The sequence below is a fragment of the Escherichia sp. MOD1-EC5189 genome (assembly GCF_002966045.1).
In the GTDB taxonomy this organism is placed as follows: domain Bacteria; phylum Pseudomonadota; class Gammaproteobacteria; order Enterobacterales; family Enterobacteriaceae; genus Escherichia; species Escherichia coli_F.
Genome location: NZ_PTRX01000004.1, coordinates 90,437 through 104,013, shown reverse-complemented (window position 1 = coordinate 104,013; position 13,577 = coordinate 90,437). Strand labels below are relative to the sequence as shown.

General features: G+C 52.5%; 15 protein-coding genes. 6 read left to right on the top strand and 9 right to left on the bottom strand.

Annotation, left to right across the window (positions count from 1 at the left end):
* Positions 1 to 10 precede the first annotated feature (10 nt).
* Positions 11 to 484 carry a protein CreA gene (gene creA, locus ATB02_RS04680; RefSeq protein WP_000875487.1) on the bottom strand — a complete coding sequence of 158 codons (474 nt, stop codon included), beginning with the start codon at positions 482 to 484 and terminating at the stop codon, positions 11 to 13.
* Between the two features lie 210 nt (positions 485 to 694).
* Between creA and robA the strand changes: the two genes are divergently transcribed.
* Positions 695 to 1,564, top strand: a complete 870-nt coding sequence (gene robA / locus ATB02_RS04675) for an MDR efflux pump AcrAB transcriptional activator RobA (protein WP_000371666.1) — start codon at positions 695 to 697, stop codon at positions 1,562 to 1,564.
* On the opposite strand, the gene gpmB is transcribed toward robA, so the two are convergent.
* Positions 1,561 to 2,208, bottom strand: coding sequence for a 2,3-diphosphoglycerate-dependent phosphoglycerate mutase GpmB (gene gpmB / locus ATB02_RS04670; protein WP_000942351.1), 648 nt, complete (start codon positions 2,206 to 2,208; stop codon positions 1,561 to 1,563). The genes robA and gpmB overlap by 4 nt on opposite strands.
* Positions 2,209 to 2,259: 51 nt before the next feature.
* On the opposite strand from gpmB, the gene yjjX reads away from it, so the two are divergent.
* Complete coding sequence (yjjX, locus tag ATB02_RS04665; RefSeq protein ID WP_105271204.1) at positions 2,260 to 2,775, top strand: inosine/xanthosine triphosphatase; 516 nt, start codon at positions 2,260 to 2,262, stop codon at positions 2,773 to 2,775.
* Here the strand turns inward: yjjX and trpR are convergent.
* Both trpR and sltY read right to left on the bottom strand, forming a co-directional pair.
* Positions 2,769 to 3,095, bottom strand: a complete 327-nt coding sequence (gene trpR / locus ATB02_RS04660; RefSeq protein ID WP_000068678.1) for a trp operon repressor — start codon at positions 3,093 to 3,095, stop codon at positions 2,769 to 2,771. The genes yjjX and trpR overlap by 7 nt on opposite strands.
* Positions 3,096 to 3,184: 89 nt before the next feature.
* Positions 3,185 to 5,122: a murein transglycosylase gene (gene sltY, locus ATB02_RS04655; protein WP_000409431.1), complete on the bottom strand. Its 1,938-nt coding sequence runs from the start codon at positions 5,120 to 5,122 to the stop codon at positions 3,185 to 3,187.
* A 210-nt stretch (positions 5,123 to 5,332) separates the two neighbouring features.
* On the opposite strand from sltY, the gene ettA reads away from it, so the two are divergent.
* On the top strand, positions 5,333 to 7,000 hold the full coding sequence (ettA, locus tag ATB02_RS04645; RefSeq protein WP_000046749.1) for an energy-dependent translational throttle protein EttA: 1,668 nt from the start codon (positions 5,333 to 5,335) through the stop codon (positions 6,998 to 7,000).
* Between the two features lie 55 nt (positions 7,001 to 7,055).
* Here the strand turns inward: ettA and nadS are convergent, their stop codons facing one another.
* The 5 genes from nadS to serB all read right to left on the bottom strand — a co-directional run bounded on the left by nadS (position 7,056) and on the right by serB (position 11,418).
* The gene (gene nadS / locus ATB02_RS04640) at positions 7,056 to 7,340 is read right to left on the bottom strand and encodes a NadS family protein (protein WP_000007436.1); all 285 of its coding nucleotides are present in this window, start codon (positions 7,338 to 7,340) and stop codon (positions 7,056 to 7,058) included.
* A 1-nt stretch (position 7,341) separates the two neighbouring features.
* Positions 7,342 to 7,674 (bottom strand): type II toxin-antitoxin system RelE/ParE family toxin, encoded by a 333-nt coding sequence (locus ATB02_RS04635; protein WP_000513551.1) that lies wholly within the window; start codon positions 7,672 to 7,674, stop codon positions 7,342 to 7,344.
* A 91-nt stretch (positions 7,675 to 7,765) separates the two neighbouring features.
* Positions 7,766 to 8,998, bottom strand: a complete 1,233-nt coding sequence (gene nadR / locus ATB02_RS04630) for a multifunctional transcriptional regulator/nicotinamide-nucleotide adenylyltransferase/ribosylnicotinamide kinase NadR (RefSeq protein ID WP_000093833.1) — start codon at positions 8,996 to 8,998, stop codon at positions 7,766 to 7,768.
* Between the two features lie 20 nt (positions 8,999 to 9,018).
* Positions 9,019 to 10,401 carry a DNA repair protein RadA gene (radA, locus tag ATB02_RS04625; protein WP_001029698.1) on the bottom strand — a complete coding sequence of 461 codons (1,383 nt, stop codon included), beginning with the start codon at positions 10,399 to 10,401 and terminating at the stop codon, positions 9,019 to 9,021.
* Between the two features lie 48 nt (positions 10,402 to 10,449).
* Positions 10,450 to 11,418: a phosphoserine phosphatase gene (gene serB, locus ATB02_RS04620; protein WP_001132956.1), complete on the bottom strand. Its 969-nt coding sequence runs from the start codon at positions 11,416 to 11,418 to the stop codon at positions 10,450 to 10,452.
* A 105-nt stretch (positions 11,419 to 11,523) separates the two neighbouring features.
* On the opposite strand from serB, the gene ATB02_RS04615 reads away from it, so the two are divergent.
* From ATB02_RS04615 to ATB02_RS04605, 3 genes are read left to right on the top strand one after another with little or no spacing between them, the layout of a single operon-like run.
* Positions 11,524 to 12,168, top strand: a complete 645-nt coding sequence (locus ATB02_RS04615; RefSeq protein WP_000124615.1) for a YtjB family periplasmic protein — start codon at positions 11,524 to 11,526, stop codon at positions 12,166 to 12,168.
* Between the two features lie 27 nt (positions 12,169 to 12,195).
* Positions 12,196 to 13,212: a lipoate--protein ligase LplA gene (gene lplA / locus ATB02_RS04610; protein WP_000105850.1), complete on the top strand. Its 1,017-nt coding sequence runs from the start codon at positions 12,196 to 12,198 to the stop codon at positions 13,210 to 13,212.
* 31 nt (positions 13,213 to 13,243) lie between these two features.
* Entirely contained in the window at positions 13,244 to 13,507 is a 264-nt protein-coding gene (locus tag ATB02_RS04605; RefSeq protein ID WP_000566247.1) for a helix-turn-helix domain-containing protein, read from the top strand.
* Positions 13,508 to 13,577 lie beyond the last annotated feature (70 nt).

The following is a 13,577-nucleotide window of genomic DNA, read 5'->3' as shown; positions in this document are numbered from 1 at the left end:
ATCGCCTCTGTTATTGCCGCCACGGCATGACAGGAACCGCGCTAATCGCATTTTTCGGCGAACCTTCTACAACTTTGTCGGAGTAAGCCAGGTAAGCGAGCGCGTTGCGTTTAGCGTCATAAAAGCGTACGACCTGTAACGACTTAAAGACCAACGACGTGCGTTTTTTGAATACTACCTCGCCCTGAGCTTTGCCGTTTTTAATGCGATCTGACAGTTCAATCGGCCCGACTTGCTGACAAGAAATAGCCGCATCGGAAGTATCTTCCGCCAGGCCCAATCCCCCTTTAATACCGCCGGTTTTCGCCCGGCTCACATAGCAGGTGACATTTTTCACATCGGGATCGTCAAAGGCTTCTACGACAATTTTGTGATCAGGACCGATCATTTTAAATACAGTGTCGACCGAACCAATCTCTTCTGCATGAGCCAATGGCCCCAGCATTATCAGGCTTAAAGACAGGATCAAATGCTTGTATTTCATATTGTTACCATTTTTATCTATGACATGAGCAATTAGTTCACCACGATAAATAACATATTGATTAAGAACAAAATCTCAATACTTTTATTTCCGTCAAGACCTAAAACATACTCGACTAAGAAAAAAACACTGAATGCTAAAACAGCAAAAAATGCTATTATCCAATTACCTGATGTCAGGTGCTCGTTGTTGAAAGGATGAGGATATTTTATGGATCAGGCCGGCATTATTCGCGACCTTTTAATCTGGCTGGAAGGTCATCTGGATCAGCCCCTGTCGCTCGACAATGTAGCGGCGAAAGCAGGTTATTCCAAGTGGCACTTACAGAGAATGTTTAAAGATGTCACTGGTCATGCTATTGGCGCGTATATTCGTGCTCGTCGTTTGTCGAAATCGGCGGTCGCACTACGCCTGACTGCGCGTCCGATTCTGGATATCGCGCTGCAATACCGCTTCGACTCTCAACAGACATTTACTCGCGCATTCAAGAAGCAGTTTGCCCAAACTCCTGCTCTTTACCGCCGTTCTCCTGAATGGAGCGCCTTTGGTATTCGCCCGCCGCTGCGTCTGGGTGAATTCACCATGCCAGAGCACAAATTTGTCACCCTGGAAGATACGCCGCTGATTGGTGTTACCCAGAGTTACTCCTGTTCGCTGGAACAAATCTCTGATTTCCGCCATGAAATGCGTTATCAGTTCTGGCACGATTTTCTTGGCAACGCGCCGACCATTCCGCCTGTGCTCTACGGCCTGAATGAAACGCGTCCGAGCCAGGATAAAGACGACGAGCAAGAGGTGTTCTATACCACCGCATTAGCCCAGGATCAGGCAGATGGATATGTATTGACCGGGCATCCTGTGATGCTGCAAGGCGGTGAATATGTGATGTTTACCTATGAAGGTCTGGGAACAGGCGTGCAGGAGTTTATCCTGACGGTATACGGAACGTGCATGCCAATGCTTAACCTGACGCGCCGTAAAGGTCAGGATATTGAGCGATACTACCCGGCAGAAGATGCCAAAGCGGGAGATCGCCCAATTAATCTGCGCTGTGAACTGCTGATTCCGATCCGTCGTTAACGCTGCAGCTCATCTAATGCAGGGGCGTCCAGATGCGAGATGTCCCCTGCGGTTTCAACCACCCAGCCAGACGCCAGCCACAAGCTTTCCTGATAATCCACGCGCGAAATAGAACAGTTACGCAGACGTAAGCGACGCTCTGCCCATGCTGGTAATCCGAGAATCGTACTCACCAGGCATCCCAGTGCAATACCGTGGCTCACCAGCAGCGGTCGGCTTCCCTGCGGTAATTCCCGACAAGATTCCAGTGCCGCATTGACACGATCGCTGAGCTCCTGCATAGACTCGCCTTCAGGAATACGTCCGTCGACAGTGCCATTGACCAGTTGGCGACGCCAGTTTTCTTCTTCTTCGGTGAGTGAATCGATATTTCTTGTTTCCAGTACACCCATATTTAATTCACGCAGGCGAGAATCAAAGATGATGTCACAGCCGCAGGCCTGGGCGATGATTTCCGCCGTGCGGCGGGTGCGCCCTAAATCGCTACTGATGATATGCGTAATGCCAAGCTCTTTGGCACGGGTCGCCACCTGCATCGCCTGTTGCTCACCTTTGGCAGTCAGCGGGCTGTCAGACTGGCCCTGAATACGTCGCTCGGCGTTCCACTGCGTTTCACCGTGGCGGACTAGGTATACCTGTAACATGCTTTTTTTCCGTATACTGCTGTAACGTTAATTTTCTGAGTAATGCTGATTATGCACCAAGTTGTCTGTGCGACCACCAATCCCGCTAAAATTCAGGCCATTCTGCAGGCATTTCACGAGATCTTCGGCGAAGGATCCTGCCATATTGCATCCGTTGCCGTCGAGAGCGGTGTACCGGAACAGCCCTTTGGCAGTGAGGAAACGCGCGCTGGCGCACGAAATCGGGTAGCAAATGCCCGCCGTTTACATCCAGAGGCTGATTTTTGGGTGGCGATTGAAGCTGGCATTGATGGCGACAGCACCTTCAGTTGGGTGGTGATTGAAAACGCCAGCCAGCGTGGCGAAGCGCGTTCGGCAACTTTGCCGTTGCCTGAGGTGATTCTGGAGAAAGTGCGTGAAGGCGAGGCGCTCGGCCCTGTGATGTCGCATTATACCGGCATTGATGAAATTGGCCGTAAAGAAGGTGCAATCGGCGTATTTACCGCCGGGAAGCTCACTCGCGCCAGCGTCTATCACCAGGCGGTGATCCTGGCGCTGAGTCCGTTTCATAATGCCGTGTATCAGTGATCTTTCAGCAACACCTCTTCCAGCCACTGGCGCAGCTCGACAGGCGCGGCTTTCAGACTGTTAGATCCACGCGTAATCGTCGCGATGCCCGCGCCGAGTTCATTTTTTAACTCACGCTGGCTCATTTCGCCACGCAACAGCTCTTCGACAATACGCACGCGAGTCCCTAACGCTTCGCGCTCATCTGGCGTCAGCATCAGGTTTAACAACGGTAAATGGAGATCGTTTTGGTAGGCATTCTTAAGCAGGTCGACAAAACGTAACCACTCCTGGTGACGCTGTTCTGCCATCGCTGCTGAATAGGGTGATTGTTGGGCCATAATATGTCGCCATTGTTAGCGGGGGAAGCAAAATGCCTCCCCCGGTTGTACTCGCTAAAGAGTACGATAGCATATCATAAACGTGCGGATCAGTAACGACGTCCCCATTCCGTGGCGCTCATCAACGTTGGTTTATCCCCCATGAAATAGCGGTAGTAAGCATCATAAGCCAGCACGTTCTTCACATAACCGCGCGTCTCAGAGAACGGAATACTCTCGACAAATGCCACTGCGTCGATTCGACCAGCACTGTTGCCAAGCCAGGTGCGCACTCGTCCAGGTCCGGCGTTATAAGCTGCTGAGGCGAAAATACGGTTATTGCCAAACTGCTGATAAACATATTGCAGGTAACTGGTGCCGATGTTGATGTTCGTTTCCGGATCCAGCAATTGCCCAGGGCTGCTGTAGCCAGGAATAGAGAACATCTTCACCGTATGGGTCGCCGTACCAGGCATAATCTGCATCAGCCCGCTGGCCCCTACCGGTGACTTCACTTTCGGATTCCAGGCGCTCTCCTGACGGGCAATCGCCATCGCATAGCTTTGCGGGATCTCCTTACCGCTGGTGTAACGTTTGAAAAGATCGTTGTAGGCCAGCGGGAATCGCTCTTCCAGATGATCCCACAACTTCCCGGCGATCGTCGCCTGAACGCTGAGATCCCACCATTGGTTGTTGAAAGCATACCGTGCCAGCTGTGCCTGCTCTGTTTTTGACTTGCTCTTCACCAGATTGGCCCACTCGCTACGCGCGGTGTTATCGAGATTCCAGTACATCAACTCGCGCACGCGCGCCATCTCCGGCCCCTGAGTCAGGGTGCTGTCAACATTCTGCGGCGCTTTATCAATCTTCAGCTCATACTCTTCGCCGATGCGCTGTGCAGCAACCATCGGGTAGAAACCACGCTGTTGCATGAGTTGATGCAGAATCTCTTTCGCTTCAGCTTCGCGTCCGCGTTCCAGCAATAAATCGGCCTGCCAGTAACGCCATTCATCTTTCTCTTTCGCTTCCATCGGCAAACGCGCCAGCCAGGTATTCAGGCCACGCCGATCGCCAGTACCAAGCGCCATCCGCACTCGGCGTTCAATCAACGAGGTGGATTGCGAGCGCATAATGGCGTCATCGCGCCATTTCGCCTGCTCGTCGGTGACATCGTTGCCCATCAAACGCCAGGCGACGATATCGCGCAGTTCCTGAATCTGATCTTCATTAAGCTGCTGTGCCTGAGCAAGCGATGGGATCATCAGCCGTGCATTTTCAGCATCCTGCCGCGCCACACTGGCAAACGCCACCGCCGCCATTTGACGGGTAAAATCGGTCGCTCCGGTTGTACGCGCGAAGGTCAGTACCGTATTAGGGTTGTTCGCCAGTGAAATGATTGCCGAGGCGATAGTCTGGTAATCGGCAGGCATCTGCCCTGCCAGCACTGTCACCAGGCCTGTGTTACCCGCTTTCATCGCCAAACGGATACGCTCCAGATACGCCAGCGGATCTTGTTTGCCTGACGCACGCCAGACGCTAAATAACTTGTCACAGGCGTTAGGCTGGCTCTTGCCGGTTAGCCACAGCTCTTTCGCCCCTTGCCAGGCTTCTTCACTCTGCCCGGTATTCCATTTCGCATAGTAGTAATTACATTGCGCTTCGGTAGTTCCTGGCTTTTCCGGGCTAAAGGCTAACAAACCACGCCAGTCTTCACGCCGCGCCAGTTCATTGACGAAACGAGATTGCAGCGTGCGAGCGGGAGGAAGCGTGGGGTTAGCGCGAACAAAGTTAGTGACCGTCACCGCCGGTTGATTCATCAGATCATCGGTGATCTGGCGGTATTCCAGATAGGGATAAAGTGGATAATCCTTCAATCCAGGCATCATTTGTTCGACCACATCCATTTGTCGATTATCCCAGGCCTGCTTAATTTGCGCGTAACGGCTACGCTGCTCATCCAGTGAGTCGGCTCGCGCCACGCTGCTGACCGTCAGCAGACAGACACCGACAGCCAACAGCCGCCAGGTAACGTGTTTGGCTTTTTCCACAAGCGCATCCTCTAAGTGTCAATACATCAATGCAGCGTCATGCCGCGTAATAGATTTATGCTAACCAGTCATTGCCGTTTACGCCACGTTACGGACACTTTTTTACTTTTACTGCGAGGGTGATTGACCGGCTGGGATTAGATAAGGAAACAGGCTACACTTCGCCTTTGAAAACTCATCATCACGATAAACATAGAGGCGAAGTCCAACGTGGCTCAATTCGTTTATACCATGCATCGTGTCGGCAAAGTTGTTCCGCCGAAACGTCATATTTTGAAAAACATCTCTCTGAGTTTCTTCCCTGGGGCAAAAATTGGTGTCCTGGGTCTGAACGGCGCGGGTAAGTCTACCCTGCTGCGCATTATGGCGGGCATTGATAAAGACATCGAAGGTGAAGCGCGTCCGCAACCGGATATCAAGATTGGTTACCTGCCGCAGGAACCTCAGCTGAACCCGGAACACACCGTGCGTGAGTCCATTGAAGAAGCGGTTTCTGAAGTGGTTAACGCTCTGAAACGTCTGGATGAAGTGTATGCGCTGTACGCCGATCCGGATGCCGATTTTGACAAGCTGGCCGCTGAACAAGGCCGTCTGGAAGAGATCATTCAGGCTCATGACGGTCATAACCTGAACGTTCAGCTGGAGCGTGCGGCGGATGCGCTGCGTCTGCCGGACTGGGACGCGAAAATCGCTAACCTTTCCGGTGGTGAGCGTCGTCGTGTGGCGTTGTGCCGCCTGCTGCTGGAAAAACCAGACATGCTGCTGCTCGACGAACCGACCAACCACCTGGATGCCGAATCCGTAGCGTGGCTGGAACGCTTCCTGCACGACTTCGAGGGCACCGTGGTGGCGATTACCCACGACCGTTACTTCCTCGATAACGTTGCAGGCTGGATCCTCGAACTTGACCGCGGTGAAGGTATTCCGTGGGAAGGTAACTACTCCTCCTGGCTGGAGCAGAAAGATCAGCGTCTGGCGCAGGAAGCTTCACAAGAAGCAGCGCGTCGTAAGTCGATCGAGAAAGAGCTGGAGTGGGTACGTCAGGGAACTAAAGGCCGTCAGTCGAAAGGTAAAGCACGTCTGGCGCGCTTTGAAGAGCTGAACAGCACCGAATATCAGAAACGTAACGAAACCAACGAACTGTTTATTCCACCTGGACCGCGTCTGGGCGATAAAGTGTTGGAAGTCAGCAACCTGCGTAAATCTTACGGCGATCGTCTGCTGATTGATGATCTGAGCTTCTCGATCCCTAAAGGGGCGATCGTCGGGATCATCGGTCCGAACGGCGCGGGTAAATCAACCCTGTTCCGTATGATCTCTGGTCAGGAACAGCCAGACAGCGGCACCATCACTTTAGGTGAAACGGTGAAACTGGCATCTGTCGATCAGTTCCGTGACTCAATGGATAACAGCAAAACCGTTTGGGAAGAAGTTTCCGGCGGGCTGGATATCATGAAGATCGGTAACACCGAGATGCCAAGCCGCGCCTACGTTGGCCGCTTTAACTTTAAAGGGGTTGATCAGGGTAAACGCGTTGGCGAACTCTCCGGTGGTGAGCGTGGTCGTCTGCATCTGGCGAAGCTGCTGCAGGTTGGCGGCAACATGCTGCTGCTCGACGAACCGACCAACGACCTGGATATCGAAACCCTGCGTGCGCTGGAAAACGCCCTGCTGGAGTTCCCGGGCTGCGCGATGGTTATCTCGCACGACCGTTGGTTCCTCGACCGTATCGCCACACACATTCTGGATTACCAGGATGAAGGTAAAGTTGAGTTCTTTGAAGGTAACTTTACCGAGTACGAAGAGTACAAGAAACGCACGCTGGGCGCAGACGCGCTGGAGCCGAAGCGTATCAAGTACAAGCGTATTGCGAAGTAATGCATAAAATGCCGGATGCGGCGCGCCAGCATCGCATCCGGTAATAGTTAAATGATTAATGGGAGGCAAGTTCCCGGAAAAAGGCAGGATTTTCTTTAATTGTGGCAAGTACTTTTGCAGCCAATCCCGTAGGATTTCTTCGCTTCGATTCCCAGCTTTTAATGGTATCCACACTGGTTCCCAGAGCTTTTGCCATCTCACTTTGCGAAACGTTGAGTTGCTCACGAATAGCTTTAACATCCGCAATTTCGTAGCGGGTCACCCGTGCAGGTTCTTTTAAACCTTGTTTAATCTCGACAGCCTCTTCCAGAGAGGTTTTCAACTCATCAAAAAAACTCATTTTATACCTCACCTTTGAGCAGTTTCGTCAACTTCTTTAGTTGAGCTTTTTCCGTATCTGTCAGACTGTCTTTGGCATTCTTCGGATAGGCCATAATCAAATAAATAATCTCTTCCGTCGCCAGAAAGTAAATTATTCTGACACTACCACTTTTTCCCTGTGAACCCGCAGCCATTCGGACTTTACGCAATCCACCAGTCTGCTGAATGAGATCACCTTTATCGGGAGTTCCGATGAGTTCTTTTTGCAATTCCTTTAATTCATCATCGGTTGCAATCTGCTTGATCTGACGCGTAAACATTGGCGTCTCTATAAATATTATCGCCTTGCCCATTACCCCTCCCTGGCAGGTACATTGTACACCAAAATGGAGTACTAAGTACACTTTTGAATCAGTAATATCACTCAACATCTTATAAAGATGATTATCCCTGCTCCCCCATCATCTCCCGCACCAGCTCCACACAGCGCAGGAAACGGCTGTCGTAATCGTCCTCTTCAACCCGCACAAATTCGATATTGTTCTCTTCCAGCATCTCCACCAGCAAGTTCTGGAACTCTTTGCGATCCACCGAACTGCCGAGACTGCGTAAACCATCCGCCACCCACGGCGTGTTGTTCTCCAGCAGAATCACCAGATCAAAACGGTATTCATCGATCAGCGCCTGTACGAACGGATGCTCGCGCCCTTCGTACTTTTTGCAGAACGCCTGAGTTGTCACAAAATCGGTGTCGATAAACGCCACTTTATTGGCATATTTTACTGCAAAATCAATATATTGAGCGTGTCCAAGCGCGATTTTATCGTAGTCGGAATACTGCAATGCAATCTCATCGCCGCCAAGATGCGAAAAGACATAATCGCGACCATATTCCCATGCACTGGTAGTGTTGAAGATATTAGCAAGTTTGTTTACCAGGGTGGATTTACCGCTCGATTCGCCGCCAAGGATCGCCACGGTGCGCACAAAGAACGGCTTCACTTCGGTAGGAATATATTCCCAGTAGCGGAACGGATTTTCGCGGATCTGCGCACCGCTAATACTCATAAAGGTACGTTTCGGATCGACCAACACCGTTTCGATCCCCAGATGTTCCATATACTGCGGCGCGTCGGCTTCTTCCGAGGTGTAGATCAGATCCGGCTGGATCCCTTTTTCAGCCATAAACTTTTTGATGCCGTTGCTCCACACATCCCAGCCATGCGGATACGGCTCCATGCCCTCTTCGTTGAAGGCATGAATGCGAATATTTTTCTGATATTTAAAAGTTTGCAATAACCAGCGCAGACGATCCGGCACCGTGGGCTGCTGCGACATGGCGCTATCTTCGAACAGTGCGCGGTCACGGGTATCGTCAAAGCCCATAATGATATGCAGCTCGTCAACCTGACTACAGGCACGCTGGATAAGGTAGATATGTCCGGTATGCAGCGGGTAGAACTTACCGAATACGACACCAATGGTTTTCTTCTGCCGGGGAAATTCAAGTCCCAAATAACGGTGCAACGCCTCCAGCTTTTGCGCGCTGGGGCTTTTAATTTTGGCATTCAGTAACTGGCTTAAATACCCTTTGGTCATACCGCTGGCATCAGCCACCTGCTGTAGCGTACAGCCCTGTTGCTTGATGGCAGTTTTCAGATAATCAAATGACGACATATCTCCCTCCCTATCTCTCATTATAAGTCGTCGAACACGCTAAGCGCGTCGGAGAGTTTTTTAACGCCAAAAATCTGCATCCCTTCCGGCGCTTTTTTCGGCACGTTGGCTGCCGGAACAATCGCCCGCCGAAAACCATGTTTCGCCGCTTCAGAAATCCGCTCCTGGCCGCTGGGCACCGGGCGGATCTCGCCTGCCAGTCCGACTTCACCAAACACCACCAGATCCTGCGGCAGCGGTCTGTCACGCAGGCTGGAAACCATCGCCAGCAGTAACGCTAAATCGGCACTGGTTTCGGTTACCTTCACGCCGCCGACCACATTCACAAATACATCCTGATCGGCCATTTGCAACCCACCGTGACGGTGCAGCACCGCCAGCAGGATCGCCAAACGGTTTTGCTCCAGCCCTACTGCGACGCGGCGTGGATTCGCCATCATCGAGTGATCGACCAGCGCCTGGATCTCCACCAGCAGCGGACGCGTTCCTTCCCACACCACCATCACTGAGCTGCCGGAGGTCACTTCATCGCCGCGGCTTAAGAAGATGGCGGAAGGGTTGCTAACTTCACGCAGTCCCTGTTCAGTCATCGCGAAGACGCCCAGCTCATTCACCGCGCCGAAACGGTTTTTATGGCTGCGTAAGGTGCGGAAACGGGAATCGGCATCGCCGTCCAGAAGCACCGAGCAGTCGATACAGTGTTCCAGCACTTTAGGGCCTGCCAGCGAACCATCTTTGGTTACGTGCCCCACCATGACAATCGCCACGCCACGCGTTTTGGCGAAGCGCGTCAGATAAGCCGCCGTTTCACGCACCTGTGCCACGCTGCCAGGCGATGATTGTACATCCGCCATATGCATCACCTGGATGGAGTCAATGACCATCAGCTTCGGTTGCTCTTCTTCGGCAATCAGGCAGATCTGTTCGATGCTGGTTTCCGACAACATATTGAGATTGTCAGTCGGCAGGCCGAGGCGATGAGCGCGCATTGCCACCTGTTGCAGCGACTCTTCGCCGGTGACATACAGCGTTTTCATCTGCTGGGCCAGTTTGCACAGCGTTTGCAGTAGCAGCGTGGATTTCCCTGCGCCTGGATTACCGCCAATCAGAATAGCGCTTCCTGGCACCACCCCACCGCCTAATACGCGGTCGAACTCTTTAAATCCGGTTGAAAAACGCGGCAACTCCTCAAGGCTGATATCGGAAAGTTTCTGGACTTTTGCCACCCCGGCGCTACCGGCATAGCCACTGAGACGCTCGTTACGCGCCACCGTTGGCGACGCAGCAAGACGCACCTCGGTGATGGTGTTCCAGGCATGGCAGGCGCTGCACTGCCCCTGCCAGCGCGGATAATCGGCCCCGCATTCATTACAAACAAAGGCGCGTTTTGGAGCTTTTGCCACGGTGTACCTCGTTAATGCTGTGCCGCCCGCAGGATGACGGGCGGACAATTACTTCTGATTCAGGCTGCCAGAGAGGATGCAGAATACCCCCATCAGGTCAGCGTGACGGATGGTGACTTCCGTCTTTTCATTCACTTTTGGCTTGGCATGGTAGGCAATCCCCAGACCTGCCGCTTTGATCATCGGCAGGTCGTTGGCACCATCGCCAATCGCCACGGTTTGCGCCAGCGGGATTTCATACTCCTGCGCCAGGCGGGTCAGAGTTTTCGCTTTATACTGAGCGTCTACAATGTCGCCAATCACATTACCGGTAAATTTACCGTCCATGATCTCCAGTTCATTGGCTACTACGGCGGTCAGGCGCAGCTTATCGCGCAGGTATTCGGCAAAGAAAGTAAAGCCGCCGGAGGCAATCGCCACTTTCCAGCCCAGCGTTTCCAGCTTGAGTACCAGTTGCGTTAAGCCTGGCATCAGCGGCAGATTTTCACGCACCTGTTGCAGAATATTGGCGTCAGCGCCTTTCAGCGTCGCCACACGGCTGCGCAGGCTGGCGGTAAAATCGAGTTCGCCGCGCATCGCCCGTTCGGTTACCTCCGCCACCATCTCGCCCGTTCCGGCCAGTTTGGCAATTTCATCAATACATTCAATCTGGATGGCGGTGGAATCCATGTCCATCACCAGCAGACCTGGCGTGCGCAGATGCGGAATTTTCCCCAGCGGCGCGACATCCAGTTGTGCTTCATGGGCCAGGCGCGTAGCCCGGGCGGTAAGCGAACCTGCCAGACGAATCACCTGATAATCTTCCACGCACCAGGCGGCAACAATCACCATCGCTGCGCCCAGTTTGCTCTGGTACTGAGTCAGACGTTGTTTATCCAGCCCACGACCATACAGCAGCCAGCCGCTACGACCTGCGTGGTAATCCAGTGGCATCACTTCATCACCACTTAATGAAAGAGGCAGACCAGGCCATAAAGAGACATCTTCAGGCAGGTCGCACCAGGTAATGTTAGGCATTAAGGCTCCTGTAAAATCGTTCGAAGCAGGGAAAATAACGCATGAGGCTACCTTGTATCCATTGCTTCTGGCAACATTAAGTCTCAAATTTTCAAAGGGTGGAAGATGGCTCGCACAAAACTGAAATTCCGGCTGCATCGGGCAGTGATTGTCCTGTTCTGTCTTGCCTTGTTAGTGGCGCTGATGCAGGGGGCATCATGGTTTAGTCAAAACCACCAGCGACAGCGTAATCCGCAGCTGGAAGAACTGGCCCGCACCCTGGCGCGGCAGGTGACGCTGAACGTTGCGCCGCTGATGCGTACCGACTCGCCGGATGAAAAACGTATTCAGGCGATCCTCGATCAGTTAACGGATGAAAGCCGCATCCTCGACGCGGGCGTGTATGACGAACAAGGCGATCTTATCGCCCGTTCTGGCGAAAGCGTCGAGGTGCGTGACCGGCTGGCGCTCGACGGTAAAAAAGCGGGCGGCTATTTTAACCAGCAGATTGTCGAACCCATTGCAGGGAAAAATGGTCCGCTTGGCTATCTGCGCCTGACGCTCGACACCCATACGCTCGCCACCGAAGCTCAACAGGTGGATAACACCACTAACATTTTACGCCTGATGTTGTTGCTCTCGCTGGCAATCGGCGTAGTGCTGACCCGCACGCTGCTACAGGGTAAACGCACCCGCTGGCAGCAATCCCCCTTCCTGTTAACCGCCAGCAAACCGGTGCCGGAAGAGGAAGAAAGCGAGAAAAAAGAGTGACCCATTACTACAAGAAAGGAAATCGTTATGTCCACATTACGCCTGCTCATCTCTGACTCTTACGATCCGTGGTTTAACCTGGCGGTGGAGGAGTGTATTTTTCGCCAGATGCCCGCCACGCAGCGCGTTTTGTTTCTCTGGCGCAATGCTGACACCGTGGTGATTGGTCGCGCGCAGAACCCGTGGAAAGAGTGTAATACACGGCGGATGGAAGAAGATAACGTTCGCCTGGCACGGCGCAGTAGCGGTGGCGGCGCGGTGTTCCACGATCTCGGCAATACCTGTTTTACCTTCATGGCTGGCAAGCCGGAATACGATAAAACGATCTCCACCTCGATTGTGCTCAATGCACTGAACGCGCTCGGTGTCAGCGCCGAAGCGTCCGGACGTAACGATTTGGTGGTGAAAACCGCCGAAGGCGACCGTAAAGTCTCAGGCTCGGCCTATCGCGAAACCAAAGATCGTGGCTTCCATCACGGCACCTTGCTACTCAATGCCGACCTTAGCCGCCTGGCAAACTATCTCAACCCGGATAAAAAGAAACTGGCGGCGAAAGGCATTACGTCGGTACGTTCCCGCGTGACCAATCTGACCGAATTGCTGCCGGGAATTACCCATGAGCAGGTTTGCGAAGCCATAACCGAGGCCTTTTTCGCCCATTATGGCGAGCGTGTAGAAGCGGAAATTATCTCCCCGGACAAAACGCCGGACTTGCCGAACTTCGCCGAAACCTTTGCCCGCCAGAGTAGCTGGGAATGGAATTTCGGACAGGCTCCAGCGTTCTCGCATCTGCTGGATGAACGCTTTACCTGGGGCGGCGTGGAACTGCATTTCGACGTCGAAAAAGGCCATATCACCCGCGCCCAGGTGTTTACCGATAGCCTCAACCCCGCACCTCTGGAAGCCCTCGCCGGACGACTGCAAGGCTGCCTGTACCGCGCGGATATGCTGCAACAAGAGTGTGAAGCGCTGTTGGTTGACTTCCCTGAACAGGAAAAAGAGCTACGGGAATTATCGGCTTGGATGGCAGGGGCGGTGCGGTAACTCGCTGATTAAAATATCCAGGGAAGGAAATATGATCGATCTGAAGAACCAGGAACGGGAGATTATCAATTTAATGTTCAGCCAGGGTATATCCTGGCTAACCGCCGTGCGTATCAGGCATAAACTATCACTTGCTGAAGTTAGTAAAATGTTGGGTATCTCGATTAATTCTCTAAAACAAATCGAAAAGACGGAACGGCTTAGTTCAAACATCAAAAACAAAATGGCAGGAATTTATGGTTGTCCGCCAGAGTTGCTGATATGCCCTTACTGGATGACGGCTGAACATAAATGAATAGATTCGTGAATAGATACTCGAATGGATTTAATTTTCTATCTATATGAAAAATAATAGTAAATCTATA